The sequence below is a fragment of the Streptomyces sp. NPDC086835 genome, assembly GCF_044745705.1.
GTDB lineage: Bacteria > Actinomycetota > Actinomycetes > Streptomycetales > Streptomycetaceae > Streptomyces.
This window is the reverse complement of the sequence record NZ_JBIVAU010000022.1, coordinates 1-17098: the sequence shown is the minus strand read 5'-3', so window position 1 is coordinate 17098 and position 17098 is coordinate 1. Positions and strand designations below refer to the sequence as shown.

The window sequence follows — 17098 nt, the reverse complement described above, 5'->3', positions numbered from 1 at the left end:
CCCGGCCCGTCACCGCGCGGACGGGCCCGGGGCTGGGACCCTGCCCCCATGGCGCAGACGGAACAGTTCGCGATGCGGGCGGCCCACGGTCCTTCCCCGGTCGGGTCCGTGGTGGAGCGGATGCGGTCGCTGCGTTCCGCCCTGCCCCCGGGCGACGGGCTCGCGGTGTTCAACCGGGTGTACCTGGCGGTCACGGAGGAATTCGGCCGGTACGCCGAGGCCGGGCACTTCTCCGACCGGCCGGCCGCCGACACGCTCGCCGTGCTCTTCGCCCGCCGCTATCTGGCGGCCGTGGACGAAGCGGCCGAAGGCCGGCGGCCGCCCGCGTGCTGGCGGCCGTTGTTCCAGTACCGCCGCCATCCCGGCGTGCGGCCGCTGCAGTTCGCGCTTGCCGGCATCAACGCCCACATCGGGCACGACCTGGCCCTCGCCGTCGTGGACACCTGCCGTGCACTCGGCCGTGAACCGGCCGACCTGGAAAGCGGGTTCGACCGTGTCGGCGACATCCTCGTGCAGTTGGAGGAGCACATCCGCGAGGACCTGATGCCCGGCCCCGACCTGCTCGAGATCGCCGATCCGCTGACCCATCTGGTCGGCGCGTGGAGCCTCGAACGGGCCCGCGACAGCGCCTGGTCGGCGGCCCGGCTTCTGTGGGGACTGCGGGACCTGCCCGACCTGGCCGAGGAGTTCACCGAGCGTCTGGACGCCGGTGTCGGCCTGGTCGGGCGCTGTCTGCTGACGCCCTGGCGCTGAGGCCGGGCCTCAGTCCTCCGGCAGCTCGACCGGCGCGATCTCGTCGTAGAGGTCGCCCGGGCCCGGGTTGGACGGATCCGTCGCGCCGCCGAAGTGGGCCATCACGCCCCACACGGCGTTGAGCGCGGTCTGCACGGCGCCCTCGGCCCAGCCCGCCGTCCACGAGATGTCGTCGCCGGCGAGGAAGATGCCGCGCTTGTCCTCGGGCAGCCGGTCCTGCATGAAGTGGGTGAACAGCCGGCGCTGGTAGCGGTAGTGGCCGGGCAGGTTGGCCTTGAACGCGCCCATGAAGTACGGCTCGTTCTCCCACGACACGGTCACCGGGTTGCCGATGATGTGGCTGCGGATGTCGACGTTCGGGTAGATCTCGCCGAGCGACTTCAGCATGACCTCCATCCGCTCGTTCGCGGACAGCGGCAGCCACTTCAGGCTGTCGTCGCACCAGGTGTAGGAGAGGCAGATGACAGCCGGCTTGTCCGGGCCGTTGTCCAGCAGGTACGTGCCGCGGGTCATCCGGTCGGTCAGCGTCATCGACATGGTGTCGCGCCCGGTCACCTCGTCCTTGTCCAGCCAGAACGGCCGGTCCACCGGCACGAACAGCTTGGAGGACTCCATGTAGTGGGTGCGCTCCATCGCCGTCCAGTGGTCGATGGGGAACAGCGCGTCGTCACAGGCGATCTTGGACAGCAGCATCCACGACTGGGCGGTGAAGATCGCCGCCCGGTAGGTGCGGATGTCGCCGGCCGCGTCGGTGACCGTGATGCGGTTGCCCGCCGTGCGGGACAGCCGCGTCACCGCCGGGCGGGGGGCGCCGTCGTGCAGCGAGGACAGCGAGGTGCCGAGCGGCCAGTGGACGATCTTCTGCGGCTCACGCTCCCACAGGCGCAGCGGCAGCTGCTGGCTGCCCTCGACGATGCCGCGGTGGTGGTCGTCGGCCTCCGAGTAGACGACCCGCAGGATCTCCAGGATGGAGTTGGGGAAGTCGGTGTCCCAGCCGCCGGTGCCGAAGCCGACCTGTCCGAAGATCTCCCGGTGCCGGAAGGACTTGAAGGCCTCCGAGTCGCACAGGAAGCCGTAGAAGGTCTGGTTGTCGAGCTTCTCGACGAGCTTGGCCCAGATCTCGCGGATGCGCGGGACGTCGCGCTCACGCATGGCCTGGTTCATGTCGGAGAAGTCGGCGCCCTCCTCCAGACAGGCGTTCCAGGCGTTCATCACGTCGCGGTAGACCTGCGGCAGGTCGTCGATGGTCTCCGCGTAGTGCGACTCGCCCTTGAGGTCGACGACGGTCGACGGCGTGGAGGGGGCGAGCGGGTTGGGGAACGGCCGGGTGGTCAGGCCGACGAGGTCGATGTAGTGCTGGAGCGCGGTGGAGGAGGGCGGGAAGCGCATCGCGCCCATCTCGGCGGTCAGCTCGTCCGTGCCGGTTCCCTCGAAGCCGACGGTGCGCAGCCGGCCGCCGATCTGGTCGGCCTCGTAGACGACGGGCTTCAGGCCCATCTTCATCAGCTCGTACGCGGCGACGATGCCGGAGAGGCCGCCGCCGATGACCGCGACCTCGGCGCCGTGCTCGGTCGCCGGTATCTGGCCGAGGCCCGCGGGGTGCGCCAGGAAGTCGTCGTAGGCGTAGGGGAAGTCCGGACCGAACATGGTGATCGGCGGCTGCGCGTCGCTGTGCTGGACGGCGGTGGTGGGCACCGTGGACGTCATGGGGTACGGACTCCTTGCGGGGAAAGGCGAAGCGGTGGGGCGGTGAGGCGGGGGCCGGCGGGCGTCAGGTCAGCGAGCCGTACAGGCCCGGCCGCCGGTCACGCAGGTACGGGTTGTTCTCGCGCGACGCGCTGAGCAGCTCGGGGTCGACCTCGCCGATGACGAGCTCCTCCCCGCGGCCGGCGCGGGTGCGCACCGTCCCGTCGGGGGCGGCGAGGCAGCTGAGACCGACGAACTCGAACTCGCCTTCCGGGCCGGTCCTGTTGACGTACGCGACGTACATCTGGCTCTCGAAGGCGCGGACCGGGACCAGCGATTCGGCGACGAACTGGAAGGGGTGCATCTGCGCGGTGGGGACCAGCAGCAGGTCGGTGCCGGCCAGGGCGTGGGCGCGGACGTTCTCGGGGAACTCCACGTCGTAGCAGATCAGCATGCCGACGCGGATGCCGTCGAGCTCGGCCTGGACGACGGTCTCCTCGCCCGGGGTGAACCACCGCTGCTCGAAGCAGCCGAAGAGGTGCGTCTTGCGGTAGTTCGCGAGGCGCTGCCCGGACGCGTCGATCAGCTGGGCGGAGTTGTGGATCGTGCCCGTGTCGCCGGCCGTGCCGCTGCCCTCGTCCGCCCGCTCGGGGTAGCCGTAGAGCACCGCGATGCCGTGGCGCACGGCGATGTCGGCGACGGCGAGCGCGCCGGGCCCGTCCGCGCGCTCGGCCAGCATCGGCACGTCGTCGCCGATGGCGTATCCGGTGAGGAACATCTCGGGGCAGACGAGCAGCCCCGCACCGGCCTCGGCGGCCCGGCCCGCGGCCTCGTCGAGCACCTTCAGGTTCTCCGCGACCGAGCCCGGACGGCCGGAACTCTGGAGCAGGGCGGTGCGCAGGGGCATGGGTGACCTCGGGCATGGGACGGGTGAACGGGAGACGTCTATGACGGTACGGTCCGGCGATCGGCCGGGACAAGGCGCGAGCGTTGCGCGCGGACGGTCGATGTGTTGCGTCGTTCCGGCCCAAGCCGGCGATTCGTTGCGCGGCCAGTGGCCCGTCCGGCGGGACGCCCCGACGGGCCACCGTGCGTCGCTCTCCGGTCACCCCCGGGGTGTCCCCCGGCACCGCGCTCACCAGCGGGATCGCGCGGACGGGGCGGCCCCGGGAAGCGGGGCCGCCCCGAGCGGCCGTGGGGCGCTACGCGGGAGCGCCGGAGGAGAACCGCCGCAGCAGCGGGGAGAGCACCAGGACCGACTTGGTGCGCTCCACGAACGGCTCCCCCGCGATGCGTTCGAGCACCCGCTCGAAGTGGCGCATGTCGGAGGCGAAGACCTGGACGATCGCGTCCGCCTCACCGGTGACGGTGGAGGCGGACGCGATCTCCGGGTAGCGCTTGAGACCGCGCTCGATCGCCTCGGGAGAGGTGTTGCGGCTGCAGAAGATCTCGATGAACCCTTCGGTGGCCCAGCCGAGCGCCTTGGGGTCGACCCGCACGGTGAAACCGGTGATGGCGCCTTCGGCGCGCAGCCGGTCCACCCGTCGTTTCACCGCCGGGGCGGAGAGCCCCACCATCGAGCCGATGTCCGCGTAGGAGCGGCGGGCGTCCTCCGCCAGGGCATGGACGATGCGCTCGTCGAGGTCGTTCAGCAACTTTCACACCATGCTCGGTCCGTGCCGGGGAGCAGCGGCTCCCTGGTCAAGACAGTATCCATCAGGGATACGGGCGCGTGCCCCTGGCGCGGCCTCACCGCAGTGCGGACCTGCGCATGCCGTAGCCGAAGTAGACGGCAAGGCCCACCGCCATCCAGACCCCGAACACGATCCAGGTGATGGTGTCGAGGCTGAGCATCATCCACACGCAGAACCCGAAGCCGATCACCGGGAAGAGCGGCGACAGCGGCACCCGGAAGGTCCGCTTCATGTCCGGACGGGTCCGGCGCAATACGACGACGGCCACGTTGACCAGCGCGAACGCGAACAGGGTTCCGATGCTCGTGGCGTCGGCCAGCCGGCCCAGCGGCACGGCGGCGGCGAGCACGCCGCAGAACAGCGACACGATCACCGTGTTGGCCCGGGGCGCGCCGCTCTTGGCGTGCACCCGGGAGAACACCTTGGGCACCAGGCCGTCGCGCGACATGGCGAACAGGATGCGGGTCTGCCCGTACAGCACCGTCAGCACGACGCTGGCGATGGCGATGACGGCGCCCGCGGCGAGCAGCACGGCCCAGAAGCTCTGCCCGGTGACGTCCTCCATGATCCCGGCGAGTGCGGCCTCGGACTCGCCGAAGCCCTTCCAGGGGCGGGCGCCGACGGCGACGGCGGCGACCAGCACGTACAGCGCGGTGACGATCAGCAGGGACAGCATGATGGCGCGCGGCAGGTCACGCTGAGGGTTCTTGGCCTCCTCGCCGGCCGTGGAGGCGGCGTCGAAACCGATGTACGAGAAGAACAGCGACGCTCCGGCGGCGCTGACGCCCGCCATGCCCAGCGGCATGAAGTTCTCGTAGTTGCCGCTGCGGAAGCCCTGGACCCCGACGGCGCAGAACAGCACCAGAGCGGCGATCTTCACCACGACCATGACGGTGTTGGCGCGGGCGCTCTCGCGGGCCCCGCCGAGCAGGAACACCATGGCGAGCAGCACCACGAGGAGGGCGGGCAGGTTGAAGAACCCGCCGTCGCCGGGCGGCGCCGACAGGGCCGCCGGGATGGTGACGCCGATGGTGCCGGCGAGGAGTTCGTTGAGGTACTCGCCCCAGCCGACCGCCACGGCGGCGACGGAGACCCCGTACTCGAGGATGAGACACCAGCCGCACACCCAGGCGACGAGCTCGCCCATCGTGGCGTAGGCGTACGAGTAGGACGATCCGGAGACCGGGATGGTGCCGGCCAGCTCCGCGTACGAGAGCGCCGAGAAGAGCGCGGTCAGACCGGCGATCACGAACGAGACGGTGACGGCGGGACCCGCCTCGGGCACCGCCTCGCCGAGTACGACGAAGATGCCGGTGCCGAGCGTGGCACCGATGCTGATCATGGTCAGCTGCCACATGGACAGCGAGCGGCGCAGCGCACCGCCCTCGCCCTGCCCGCCTTCCGCGACCAGCCGCTCGACCGGCTTCCTTCTCATCAGCCGGGCGCCGGTTCCCCGGCCCCTTCCGTTCGACGGCTCGGTCGTCGGTGGCGCTGCGCCTTGGTCCAGCACGTCGTTGGCTCCTTCATCGCTGCGGCTCGGCGGGGCGGCCCGACGGCGGCCCGCAGGCAGGCAGAAGAAGCCCGCGCATGGGTGGGGGACCGCCGAGCAGACGGTCACCGCCACTCCTGGTACGGGGGTCGAGCCTACGAGTCCGCTGCTCACAGCCGTAATGCACCGTTGTTGCGCATCAGCGGCCGATCATTGCGCGCTGACGGGAGCCACGGGGAAACATTGCGCTCCGGTGAAACAGGAGTGTCATGACCGCCTCCGCCGGACCGCGCCCCGAACCGTGGGAAACCCGGCGCTCCCGTCGTCGTGCGAGATACCGGTGCGCGGGGTTGATACTCGCGCCACTTCTGGGTATGCGAGCGGTGATGAACACACAGCCGCAGGTGGTGATCGAGGAATCGCCCCACCAGGAGAGCAGGCACAGTGCGGGCGCCCGTACGGCCACCGCGGACTTCCTGCTGCAGCACTGCGCGTGGGCCGACGCCGACGCGGTGCTGCTGGTCGTCTCCGAGCTCGTCACCAACGCCGTGCGCCACACCGCCGGCTGGTGGCGGCTGCGTCTGACGGTCGGACACGACACCCTGGTCGTCCAGATGGACGACTCCAGCCCCCTGCCCCCGGTCCCCCGGCAGCCGGACCTCGCGGGCGGCGGCGGCTTCGGATGGCACATGGTGCAGCGGCTCGCCGGCCGCGTGGAGGTCCGTCAGTTCCCCTACGGCAAGAGCATCCTGGCGACCTGGGCGCGCCCCGCCACGGCCGACTGCTGACCTCGCTCCCTCCCGTGCCCGCCGCCGACCGGGCCTGAGGCCGTCACGCAGGACGGACCGGACGCGCACGACTGACCGGAAACAGAAGCGGCGTCCTGACGGGCAGGACGCCGCTTCTGCCCGTGGGGGGGCTCCGCTCTCTCGACGGGCCCGGGCCTTCGAGGGTCCCGGGCACAGGCGCGGTCCACGGCGGGCGGCCACGGCCGCCCGCCGGTCCCGCAGGGGTCACTCCACGACGAGCAGCCCTTCACGCAGACGCGCGGTGATCCGCGACAGCAGCCGGGAGACATGCATCTGCGAGACACCGAGCTCCGCGCCGATCTCCGACTGCGTCATCTCCTCGCCGAACCGCATCTGCAGGATCCGCCGGTCGCGCTCGTCGAGCTCCTGGATCAGCGGCTTGAGCGCCTGCACGTTCTCCGCGATCTCCAGCTCGGCGTCCGGTGCGCCCAGCCGGTCGGACAGCGGCACGGCCCCGTGGTCGGAGGCGTCGTCCATCGGCATGTCGATCGAACCGGCCGTGTAGCCGTTGCTCGCGACCACACCCTCGATGATCTCTTCCTCGTCCATCCCGAGGTGTTCCGCGAGTTCGGCCGTGGTGGGTGCGTGGTCGAGCTTCTGCGAGAGCTCGTCGACGGCCTTGGCGAGGTCGATCCTCAGTTCCTGAAGCCGCCGCGGGACATGCACGGCCCAGCTGGTGTCGCGGAAGAAGCGCTTGATCTCACCGATGATGTAGGGCACGGCGAACGTCGCGAACTCCACCTCACGGCTCAGCTCGAAGCGGTCGATCGCCTTGATCAGGCCGATCGTGCCGACCTGGATGATGTCCTCCATCTGCTCCGCGCGATTGCGGAACCGGCCCGCGGCGTACTTCACGAGAGCCAGGTTGAGCTCGATCAGGGTGTTGCGCACGTATTGGTATTCGTGGGTGCCCTCCTCAAGAGAGGCCAGCCGCACGAAGAACGTCTTCGAGATCTCACGTGCGTCCTTGGGTGCAACCTCCCCCGGGTTCTCCACTTCCGGAAGCCCCAGCTCCAGGATTTCCGGGCGCTGCGCTTCAGGCTGCGTGAGTTCGGTCGGGACCGTGCTCGCCGTGGACACTTCGTCCTCCCCTGCTCCGATGTCAGTGCGAGAGCGCGTCTACCCCCGACTCCGCACCACATGCCTACAAAGTCGAGTTGGCTGAAAACTGACATGGTCCGGCCCCCCACTTCCTCGGGGGCCGGACCATATGACTGCGGGTCAGTTCCAGCTGGCGTGCAGGGGCTTGCCCTCGGCGTAACCGGCGGCGCTCTGGATTCCGACGATCGCCTTCTCCGCGAACTCCTCCAGGGAGCCCGCCCCGGCGTACGTGCACGAGGAGCGGACGCCCGCGATGATCGAGTCGATCAGGTCCTCGACGCCCGGACGGCTCGCGTCGAGGAACATCCGCGAGTGCGAGATCCCCTCTTCGAACAGGCCCTTACGTGCACGGTCGTACGCGGACTCCTCGCTGGTGCGGTTGCGCACGGCGCGCTTCGACGCCATACCGAAGGACTCCTTGTAGAACCGCCCGTCGGGGGCCTGCTGAAGGTCGCCCGGGGACTCGTACGTGCCGGCGAACCACGAGCCGATCATGACGTTGGACGCACCCGCGGCCAGCGCCATCGCCACGTCACGGGGGTGGCGGACACCGCCGTCCGCCCAGACGTGCTTGCCGAACTTCTTCGCCTCCGCGGCGCATTCCAGGACGGCCGAGAACTGCGGCCGGCCCACACCGGTCATCATGCGGGTGGTGCACATGGCGCCGGGGCCCACACCGACCTTGACGATGTCCGCGCCGGCCTCGATCAGGTCGCGCACGCCTTCCGCCGCGACGACGTTGCCCGCCACGATCGGGACCTGCGGGTCGAGGGCGCGAACGGCCTTGACGGCGCTGATCATCGACTCCTGGTGGCCGTGCGCGGTGTCGACGACCAGCGTGTCGACGCCCGCGTCGAGCAGCTGCTTGGCCTTGCCCGCCACATCGCCGTTGATGCCGACGGCAGCGGCGATCCGCAGCCGGCCGGCGGCGTCGACCGCGGGGGTGTACAGCGTCGCGCGCAGGGCGCCCTTGCGGGTCAGCACACCGGCGAGCCTGCCGGAGCCGTCCACGGCGGGCGCGTAGCGCCGGTTGGCGCCGTCGAGGGTGTTGAACGCCTCGCGGGGGTCGATGTCCGCGTCGAGGAGCAGCAGGTCCTTCGACATGACCTCGGACAGCTGGGTGAACCGGTCGACCCCGGCCAGGTCGTGGTCGGTGACGATGCCGACGGGCCGGCGGTCCTCGTCCACGACGACGCCCGCGCCGTGCGCCCGCTTCGGCAGCAGGGACAGGGCATCGGCGACGGTCTGGTGCGGGACCAGCACGATCGGGGTGTCCAGCACGTGGTGGCGGGTCTTCACCCAGGCGATGACGTCGGTGACGACGTCGATCGGAATGTCCTGGGGGATGACGACGAGGCCGCCGCGGCGGGCGACGGTCTCGGCCATCCGGCGACCGGCGATGGCGGTCATGTTGGCCACGACCAGCGGCACCGTCGTTCCGGTCCCGTCCGGGGAGGAGAGGTCCACGCCCTGCCGCGAACCGACGGCCGAGCGGCTCGGCACCATGAACACATCGTCGTACGTCAGGTCGTACGGCGGCTTGATGTCGTTGAGGAAACGCACGTGCTTAACATCCCAGTCGATCGGAGTCGGCCCCCCGGCGATGCGGCCGGAGGAAATCGCACGTACTTCAGTCTCCCATGCCGGGACCCCGGAACGGCTCAGGACAATCGTCCAGGTCAGAAGGGGTGTCTTGGTGCGATCGCACCAAGGCGTCGGCAGGGCCCGCTCCCGCTCAGTCGTCCGGGTCGGCGCGCTCCAGCGCCGGGCGCGGACCGGGCGCCGCGGTCAGCAGCAGGTCGGCCGCCGCCGTGTCCGTCACGAGGCTGGTGACCAGACCGGAACGGAGCACGGCCCCGATCGCCTCCGCCTTGCGGGGGCCGCCCGCGATGGCCACGACCTCGGGAATGCGGCGCAGCCGGTCGGCCTCGACGGTGATGCAGCGCTCTCCCAGGTCGCGGCCGACCCGGCGGCCCTGGGTGTCGAAGAGGTGGGCGGACATCTCGGCGGCCACACCGAGGGAGGCGTAGTGGGCCCGCTCCTCGTCGGAGAGCATGTCGTGGACGGTGGAGATGCCGGGCTCCCAGGAGCCGATCGAGACACAGGCGACGGTGACCTTGTCGAAGTAGTCGAAGGCCCGCGCGATGCCCGTCTGGTGGCGCAGCGCCGCCGCCGTCGCGGGGTCGGGCAGCAGCATCGGGGCGTAGATGGGGTGGGCCTCGCCGCCGGACACCTGTGCCGCTCTTCGTACCGCCTCGACGGAGCCGCGCTCCGCGGTGCCCGCGTCGTACACGCCGGTGAGCTGGACGACGGTGCACGGCGGCAGCCGGTCGAGGGCCGCGGCCATGTGAATGGTGGACCGGCCCCACGCCAGTCCCAGCACATCGCCCTCGGCCACCAGCTCGCCGAGCAGATCGGCGGCGACCTCGCCCAGGTTCTCCGGGTCGGGCGACTCGTCCGCGCCCTCCGAGGGCGACTCGACGACGACCGCGTGCCGCAGCCCGAAGTGGGCGCGCAGCGCGTCGGAACGCTCGGCGTCCAGCTCGGCGGGGACGCGGATCTCGATGCGGACGAGATCACGCTCGAGAGCGGTCTCCAGGACCCTGGCGACCTTGAAGCGGCTGACGCCGAACTCCTCGGCGATCTGGATCTTGGACTTGCCCTCGAGGTAGAAGCGACGGGCCATGGCCGCCGCCTGCACAAGCTCAGCGGGCCCCATCCGCAGGGCAGACCGTCCCGCCGACCTAGCAGACACCGCGATCTCCTCACTGCTGTTCATGCCGTACAAACTTGCCGCTGTACACACTCCGGATCCGCCATCCTGTCAGATCCGTGCGCCCTTGATCAGCCCTGCCGGGCCAACATCGGTTGAACAAGCGCGGGCACGTTTCAGTGCCCGCACGCCCAGGCCGCGGAAGCGGTCACCGCCGCCGCCTGGTCACGAAGTTTCCGCACCGCCTCCGCCGGATCGTCCGCGCCGTAGACCGCGGAGCCCGCCACGAACACGTCCGCGCCGGCCTCCGCGCACTGCTCGATGGTCGACGCCGACACCCCGCCGTCGACCTGCAGCCACAGCTCGAGGCCGTGCTTGGAGATGAGCTCCCGGGTGCGGCGGATCTTCGGCAGCATGATGTCGAGGAAGGCCTGACCGCCGAAGCCCGGCTCCACGGTCATGATCAGGAGCATGTCGAGCTCGGGGAGCAGATCCTCGTACGGCTCGATCGGGGTGGCCGGCCTGAGGGCCATCGAGGCCCGCGCGCCCTTCGCCCGGATCTCGCGGGCCAGCCGCACGGGCGCGGCGGCGGCCTCCACGTGGAAGGTGACGGACCCGGCCCCCGCCTCGATGTACTGGGGAGCCCAGCGGTCGGGGTCCTCGATCATCAGGTGGCAGTCCAGTGGGGTGTCCGTCGCCTTCGCGAGCGACTCGACGACCGGCACGCCCAAGGTGAGGTTGGGCACGAAGTGGTTGTCCATCACGTCGACGTGGAGCCAGTCGGCACCCTCGACAGCCTTGGCCTCTTCCGCCAGGCGCGAGAAGTCCGCGGAGAGGATACTGGGGTTGATCTGAACGGCCATGCGCCAAGACTGCCATGTCCTTGGGCACTTCCCATCCCCGGGACGGCACTCGGTATGGACCAACGACACACCGGACCGGCCCAGCCCCCCGCAATTCCGGCGATTCGGTCCCCCGCAGAGGCAGATACGGGAGCGTCATGGCGGAGGCGGAACAGGACACGGCACCTTCAGGGGCGGCCGGCAAAGGAATCGCGCATCTTGTCTGCGGACGGCGCAGCAAGTGGATCGTGCTGGTCCTGTGGCTCGCGGTCATGGTGCTGGCCTTCCCCCTGGCACAGAAACTCACGGACGCGCAGGACAACGACGCCTCCTCCTGGCTGCCGGGCAGCGCCGAGTCGACCCAGGTCCTGGCCGAGGCGGAGGACTTCCGGCCCGAGGTGATCCCCGCGATCGTCGTCTACGCGCGCGAGGACGGTCTCACGGCCGCCGACCGGGAGCGGATCAGCGCGGACGTCGCGGCCGTCAAGGAGCTGCGCGACCACGGCGTGCGCGGCGCCGAGACCCGCGGCCCGGTCTTCGACCGGCCGGCGGATCCGCGGGCCGCCCAGGTCTTCGTCCCGATCACCATGGACGAGGAGGGATGGGAGCGGATCGCCCCGGCCGTCGACTCGATCCGCGCAGAGACGGGCACGGGGGGCGACGGCCTGTCGGTGCACGTCACCGGGCCCGGCGGGACCTCGGCCGACTTCTCCGAGGCCTTCGAGGGCATCGATTCGACGCTGCTGTTCTCCGCGATGGCCGTCGTGATCGTGATGCTGCTGATCACCTACCGCAGCCCGACTCTGCTGCTGGTCCCGTTGTTCTCGGTGATCGCGGCCCTCGGCGCCGCTCAGGCCGTCATCTACCTGATGGCCGAGCATGCCGATCTGACCGTCAACGGCCAGAGCGCGGGCATCCTGACCGTCCTCGTGTTCGGCGCGGGCACGGACTACGCCCTGTTGCTGGTCGCACGCTACCGGGAGGAGCTGCGCCGCCACGAGGACCGGCACGAGGCGATGGCGCTGGCCCTGCACCGGGCGGGGCCGGCGGTGCTCGCGAGTGGTGCGACGGTGGTCCTCGGCATGCTGGTGCTGATGGCCGCGGAGATGAACTCCACGCGCGGTCTCGGTCCCGTCGCCGCCATCGGCGTCGCCGTCGCCCTGTTCGCCATGCTGACGCTGTTCCCCGCGCTCCTGGTGATCTTCGGCCGCTGGATCTTCTGGCCGGTGGTCCCGCACCTGGGCTCTCCCGAGCCGACCGAGCGCGGCTTCTGGGCCCGTACGGGACGGCGGATCTCCCGTCGGCCACGAGCGGTGTGGGGCGGCACGGCCGTCGCTCTCGCGGTGTGCGCCCTGGGGCTCACGCAGCTGCGGGCGGAGGGCATCAGCAACGCCGATTCCTTCACCGGCAAGCCCGACTCGATCACCGGCCAGGAGGTGCAGGCCCGGTACTTCCCCGCAGGCAGCGGCGATCCTCTGGTGGTCATCAGCAACGGGGGCAGGCCCGTCAGGTGGGCGAGGCGGTGGCCGCGACGCCCGGTGTGGTGCCCACATCGCTCGGGCTGCCGCCCGGTACCGCCCCCGTGCACGAAGGCCGGGTGCTCTTCGAGGCCACACTGGAGGACCCCGCCGACAGCCAGGCCGCCAAGGACACCGTCGAGAAGGTCAGGGACGCCGTTCACGCCGTCCCCGACGCGGACGCGCAGGTGGGCGGTGGCACGGCGGCGCTGCTCGACATGGACGCCGCGACGACCCACGACAACTTCCTGATCATTCCGCTGGTGCTGCTCGTGGTGCTGCTGATCCTGATGGTGCTGCTGAGATCCCTGGTCGCTCCGCTGCTGCTGATCGGCACGGTGGTGCTGTCGTTCGCCGCCGCGCTGGGGCTGAGCGCACTGGCCTTCCGGTACCTCTTCGACTACGCGGGCGAGTCGACGGACTTCCCGCTGTTCGTCTTCGTGTTCCTGGTGGCACTGGGCATCGACTACAACATCTTCCTCACGACCCGTATCCGTGAGGAGGCCCGCAGGCAGGGCACCGCGTCCGGCGTGGTCACGGGCCTCGCCGCGACCGGCGCAGTGATCACCTCGGCCGGTCTGGTCCTCGCGGGTACGTTCGCCGCCCTCGGGACGCTGCCCATGGTCGCGTTCGCCGAGATCGGCTTCGCGGTGGCCCTGGGCGTCCTGCTGGACACCTTCGTCGTCCGCTCCGTGCTGGTCACGTCGCTGTTCCTGGACGTGGGCCCGAAGGTGTGGTGGCCCCACAGGCTGTCCCGCGAGGAAGCCGGGCAGGCCCCACGGCCGTGAGCCGACCTGGGGCCTGCCGGGGAAGTCAGGCGGTGCGCCGCAGCAGGGCCAGGTACATCGCGTCCGTGCCGTGCAGATGCGGCCACAGCTGCACGTCGGGGCCGTCGCCGAGGGCCGGGACGCCGGGCATCAGCGGGCGGGCGTCCACCCACTCCGCCTCAACGGCCGGGCCGCCGCGGCCGCGCAGGACGTCCTCCACGACGACACGTGTCTCGGCGAGATGCGGCGAACAGGTCGCGTACCCCACCACTCCGCCGACCCGTACGGCCTTCAGTGCCTCACGCAGCAGTTCCCGCTGGAGCGGGGCGAAGCCCTCGAGGTCCGAGGGGCGGCGGCGCCAGCGGGCTTCGGGGCGGCGGCGCAGCGCGCCGAGTCCCGAGCACGGGACGTCGACGAGCACCCGGTCGAACACGCCCTCACGCCACGGCGGGCGCGTCCCGTCGGCCGCGACCACCTGGTACGGCCCCGGATTGCCGGCGAGTGCCCGCTCCACCAGCCGGGCCCGGTGCGGCTGCTTCTCGGAGGCCAGCAGGGACGCGCCACGACCGGCCGCGAGCGCGCCGAGGAGCGCCGCCTTGCCACCGGGCCCCGCGCACCCGTCGAGCCAGCGCTCGTCGCTGCCTTCCAGCGGCGCGTTGGCGAGGGCGATCGCCACCAGCTGGCTGCCTTCGTCCTGGACGCCCGCGCGTCCGTCCCGCACGGCCTCGATGGCGCCCGGCTCGCCGCCCTCGGCCAGCCGGACGGCGTAGGGGGACCAGCGGCCGGGCAGGACGGAGTCCTCTCCCAGCACCTCCGTCAGCTCGCCGGTGGTCGAACGCCCCGGCCGCGCCACGAGCGTCACCTCGGGCCGCTCGTTGTCGGCCTCCAGCAGATCCTCGATGCCGGCGCGGCCGCCGCCGAGCGAGTCCCACAGGGCGGAGACGACCCACCGGGGGTGTGAGTGGACGACCGCCAGATGGTCTTCCGCGTCCTCGTCGTAGGGCGGGGCGACCCGCTCCAGCCAGGCGTCCATGTCGTGCTGCGAGATCTTGCGGAGCACGGCGTTCACGAATTTCGCGCGCCCGTCGCCGAGCACCACCCTCGCCAGTTCCACGCTCGCGGAGACGGCCGCGTGCGTGGGGATGCGCGTCCCCAGCAGCTGGTGCGCGCCAAGCGCGAGGACGTCCAGCACCGGCGGGTCGACCTCGCGCAGCGGCCGGTCGATACAGGCAGCGATGATCGCGTCGTAGGTGCCCTGGCGGCGCAGCGTCCCGTACACGAGCTCCGTCGCGAGCGCCGCGTCCCGGCCGTGGAAGTCGTCCTTCTCGCGCGCCTTCTTCAGCAGCGGCGGCAGGACGAGATTGGCGTACGCGTCCCTCTCGTCGACGGCCCGCAGCGCCTCGAAGGCGAGGATCCGCACGGGGTCCTTCTTGGGGCGGCGGTACGGCTTGGCGGGACGGTGACGGGACTGCTCACTCAAAAGGTGCTCCGCGTTCGATGAAACGTGATCCCTCTCAGCCTACGACCGGCGCGCCGACCCTCTCGCCAGGAGCGATCCGCACACCCCGCGCCCAGTCCGCCGCACGCATCGGCTTCTTGCCCTGCGGCTGGACCCACAACAGCTCCACGGCATGGGACCCGGTGCCCACGTGCACATGGTTCTTGCCGGCGTCGAGCTCCCCCGGTTCGAGGTCCTTGCGGTCGGGCAGCAGCGCGACCTGGACGAGCTTGAGGCGCTCGCCACGGAAGGCCGTCCACGCGCCCGGCGCGGGAGTGCAGCCCCGCACGACCCGGTCGACCCGCAGCGCGGGCGCGGTCCAGTCGACGTGGGCGTCCTCGACGGTGATCTTCGGGGCCAGCGTGACGCCCTCCGCGGGCTGCGGCACGGGCCGCAGGGTCCCGTCCTCGATGCCGTCCATCGTCGCCGCGAGCAGCCCCGCACCGGCGAAGGCCAGCCGCGTCAGCAGATCGCCGCTCGTGTCCGTGGGGCGCACGGGCTCCGTGATCACGCCGTAGACCGGCCCGGTGTCGAGCCCCTCCTCGATCCGGAACGTCGCCGCGCCGGTCATCTCGTCACCGGCGAGAATCGCGTGCTGCACGGGGGCGGCGCCACGCCAGGCGGGCAGCAGCGAGAAGTGCAGGTTCACCCAGCCGTGGGCGGGCACATCGAGGGCCGCCTTGGGCAGCAGGGCGCCGTAGGCGACGACGGGACAGCAGTCGGGGCCGATCTCCCGCAGCCGCGCGAGGAACTCCTCGTCGCGCGGCCTCGCCGGCTTGAGCACCTCGATCCCGGCGTCGGCGGCGCGCTCCGCGACCGGGCTGGCGACCAGCCGCCGCCCGCGGCCCGCGGGCGCGTCGGGCCGGGTGACGACGGCGGCGACCTCGTGCCGGTCGGAGGCGATCAGGGCGTCCAGGGCGGGGACGGCGACCTCGGGAGTACCTGCGAAGACGAGCTTCATCGGTGGCTGACTGCCTCTCAGACTGGGACGTGCGGTGACGAGCAGCACACCAGTCTATGAGCCGTGGCAGCAGGGGGCGTACGGGAGCCCGCGCGCCCCACGCACAGGCACATACGCCCCGAAGCGTGACCAGACCACCCACCGGCGCGTTGGTCAAGAGAGATTGACCGAAGCGGGCCGCCCCGGACGCGACCCGACCCCTTTTAACCGCCGGTTCGAGAGGCTTGTCAATGGCCGACCACGCAACCCACGACGCCCAAGCCCGGGCCAGCCTGCATCTGCTGGTGCGGGACATCGAGCGGGTCCGCCGGCAGGTGGACGCATTGCGCACGCTCACCGCCCAGCTGGGGAACGTCTACCGCCCCCGCCGCTCCGGCCCGTCCACGGGCTTCGTCGTCTACGGCAGGGCGCCCGCCCCGACCGTCCGCCTCGCGCAGGAACTGCGGGACAGCGTCGAAACCCTCGTGACCGCGGCCGTGGACTTCGACCGCTCCCTCGGCTTCTCCTGGGACGCGGTCGGCTCGGCCCTCGGCGTCACCAAGCAGGCGGTGCACCGCCGTTACGGCTCGCGGCGGCAGGCTGCCGCGGCACAGGCGGAGCCGGAGGGCGCCGCGACGCGCACGCTGCCGCCGCCGGGCCTGTCCGCCGTCCCGGCGGTGCCGGCGGCCCGCTCGATGCCGCCGCAGCCGAGCGACACCCGCCCGAGCGCCTTCCCGGGCCCCCGCAACGGCTGACCCCCCACACCGGGACCGGGGGCCACGCGCCCCTGGCCCCGGGTCAGGGTCTCCCCCGAACCGGGGCAGGCCCCGGCCCCCGTGGGGGCTGTCGTCAACACCCCAAGATTCGGTGGAGGCTGACGCCCCCGGACAGCCCGGGCCGCTGCGCGGGCCGTTTCCCCCACCCCGCCCCTTCCCGAAACCGGGGCAAGCCCCGGCCCCCACGGGGGCGGACGCCGCCACCCCCCGAACAGCCCGTTCGCGGCACGGCCCTTCCCGAAGACGGGGCACGCCCCGGCCCCCTTGGGCGCTCACGACAGCCCTCCCCCAAGAGGGTTCCGTGGGGGCTGCCGCCCCCACATCCCCCGAACGGCGGCTTCGCGCCGCAAACACCGCCCGACCCCGACGGCTACCGGCCTCAGGGCGAGAACCACCAGGAACAACGCGACCGGAGCGGGCCCCACCGGCGGGAGGGGGGCGGGGTCGGAGGAGGGGGGTGTCCGGAAGTAAAGCGTCGCAACTCGCGCGAAGCGCGGTGAGGACAGCCATTCC

13 protein-coding genes and 1 pseudogene are annotated in these 17098 nt (G+C 71.5%); 4 read left to right on the top strand and 10 right to left on the bottom strand.

Annotation, left to right across the window (positions count from 1 at the left end; genetic code table 11):
- Positions 1–48 precede the first annotated feature (48 nt).
- On the top strand, positions 49–753 hold the full coding sequence (locus tag ACIPJI_RS35770; RefSeq protein WP_356621261.1) for a DUF5995 family protein: 705 nt from the start codon (positions 49–51) through the stop codon (positions 751–753).
- Between the two features lie 9 nt (positions 754–762).
- Here ACIPJI_RS35770 and ACIPJI_RS35765 read toward each other — a convergent pair whose 3' ends face one another.
- The 4 genes from ACIPJI_RS35765 to ACIPJI_RS35750 all read right to left on the bottom strand — a co-directional run bounded on the left by ACIPJI_RS35765 (position 763) and on the right by ACIPJI_RS35750 (position 5643).
- On the bottom strand, positions 763–2460 hold the full coding sequence (locus ACIPJI_RS35765) for an NAD(P)/FAD-dependent oxidoreductase (RefSeq protein ID WP_307705372.1): 1698 nt from the start codon (positions 2458–2460) through the stop codon (positions 763–765).
- 64 nt (positions 2461–2524) lie between these two features.
- Entirely contained in the window at positions 2525–3346 is an 822-nt protein-coding gene (locus ACIPJI_RS35760) for a carbon-nitrogen hydrolase family protein (protein WP_356621259.1), read from the bottom strand.
- A 295-nt stretch (positions 3347–3641) separates the two neighbouring features.
- Complete coding sequence (locus ACIPJI_RS35755; RefSeq protein WP_005319952.1) at positions 3642–4094, bottom strand: Lrp/AsnC family transcriptional regulator; 453 nt, start codon at positions 4092–4094, stop codon at positions 3642–3644.
- Positions 4095–4188: 94 nt separating this feature from the next.
- A complete protein-coding gene (locus tag ACIPJI_RS35750; RefSeq protein WP_402251110.1) occupies positions 4189–5643 on the bottom strand; it encodes an amino acid permease in 1455 nt (484 codons plus the stop codon).
- 365 nt (positions 5644–6008) lie between these two features.
- Between ACIPJI_RS35750 and ACIPJI_RS35745 the strand changes: the two genes are divergently transcribed.
- Positions 6009–6410: an ATP-binding protein gene (locus tag ACIPJI_RS35745; protein WP_402251109.1), complete on the top strand. Its 402-nt coding sequence runs from the start codon at positions 6009–6011 to the stop codon at positions 6408–6410.
- A gap of 225 nt (positions 6411–6635) precedes the next feature.
- Here ACIPJI_RS35745 and ACIPJI_RS35740 read toward each other — a convergent pair whose 3' ends face one another.
- The 4 genes from ACIPJI_RS35740 to rpe all read right to left on the bottom strand — a co-directional run bounded on the left by ACIPJI_RS35740 (position 6636) and on the right by rpe (position 11108).
- Complete coding sequence (locus ACIPJI_RS35740; RefSeq protein ID WP_402251107.1) at positions 6636–7511, bottom strand: RNA polymerase sigma factor SigF; 876 nt, start codon at positions 7509–7511, stop codon at positions 6636–6638.
- Between the two features lie 141 nt (positions 7512–7652).
- A complete protein-coding gene (locus tag ACIPJI_RS35735; RefSeq protein WP_402251105.1) occupies positions 7653–9095 on the bottom strand; it encodes a GuaB1 family IMP dehydrogenase-related protein in 1443 nt (480 codons plus the stop codon).
- A 172-nt stretch (positions 9096–9267) separates the two neighbouring features.
- Positions 9268–10311 (bottom strand): sugar-binding transcriptional regulator, encoded by a 1044-nt coding sequence (locus ACIPJI_RS35730; protein WP_159693881.1) that lies wholly within the window; start codon positions 10309–10311, stop codon positions 9268–9270.
- Positions 10312–10421: 110 nt separating this feature from the next.
- Entirely contained in the window at positions 10422–11108 is a 687-nt protein-coding gene (rpe, locus tag ACIPJI_RS35725; protein WP_356621257.1) for a ribulose-phosphate 3-epimerase, read from the bottom strand.
- Between the two features lie 137 nt (positions 11109–11245).
- On the opposite strand from rpe, the pseudogene ACIPJI_RS35720 reads away from it, so the two are divergent.
- Positions 11246–13392, top strand: a pseudogene (locus ACIPJI_RS35720) (MMPL family transporter).
- A 25-nt stretch (positions 13393–13417) separates the two neighbouring features.
- On the opposite strand, the gene ACIPJI_RS35715 reads toward ACIPJI_RS35720, so the two are convergent.
- Both ACIPJI_RS35715 and fmt read right to left on the bottom strand, forming a co-directional pair.
- Positions 13418–14851: an RsmB/NOP family class I SAM-dependent RNA methyltransferase gene (locus ACIPJI_RS35715; RefSeq protein WP_402251103.1), complete on the bottom strand. Its 1434-nt coding sequence runs from the start codon at positions 14849–14851 to the stop codon at positions 13418–13420.
- A 34-nt stretch (positions 14852–14885) separates the two neighbouring features.
- Entirely contained in the window at positions 14886–15830 is a 945-nt protein-coding gene (fmt, locus tag ACIPJI_RS35710; protein WP_356621254.1) for a methionyl-tRNA formyltransferase, read from the bottom strand.
- Positions 15831–16060: 230 nt separating this feature from the next.
- On the opposite strand from fmt, the gene ACIPJI_RS35705 reads away from it, so the two are divergent.
- A complete protein-coding gene (locus tag ACIPJI_RS35705; protein ID WP_307705380.1) occupies positions 16061–16564 on the top strand; it encodes a hypothetical protein in 504 nt (167 codons plus the stop codon).
- The last annotated feature ends 534 nt before the right edge of the window (positions 16565–17098 follow it).

Excerpts from the sequence above, each read along its gene's own strand:
- ACIPJI_RS35745 (WP_402251109.1), top strand. The coding sequence starts at position 6,009 with ATGAACACACAGCCGCAGGTGGTGATCGAGGAATCGCCCCACCAGGAG.
- ACIPJI_RS35760 (WP_356621259.1), bottom strand. The coding sequence starts at position 3,346 with ATGCCCCTGCGCACCGCCCTGCTCCAGAGTTCCGGCCGTCCGGGCTCG.
- rpe (WP_356621257.1), bottom strand. The coding sequence starts at position 11,108 with ATGGCCGTTCAGATCAACCCCAGTATCCTCTCCGCGGACTTCTCGCGC.
- ACIPJI_RS35765 (WP_307705372.1), bottom strand. The coding sequence starts at position 2,460 with ATGACGTCCACGGTGCCCACCACCGCCGTCCAGCACAGCGACGCGCAG.
- ACIPJI_RS35730 (WP_159693881.1), bottom strand. The coding sequence starts at position 10,311 with ATGAACAGCAGTGAGGAGATCGCGGTGTCTGCTAGGTCGGCGGGACGG.
- ACIPJI_RS35770 (WP_356621261.1), top strand. The coding sequence starts at position 49 with ATGGCGCAGACGGAACAGTTCGCGATGCGGGCGGCCCACGGTCCTTCC.
- ACIPJI_RS35705 (WP_307705380.1), top strand. The coding sequence starts at position 16,061 with ATGGCCGACCACGCAACCCACGACGCCCAAGCCCGGGCCAGCCTGCAT.
- fmt (WP_356621254.1), bottom strand. The coding sequence starts at position 15,830 with ATGAAGCTCGTCTTCGCAGGTACTCCCGAGGTCGCCGTCCCCGCCCTG.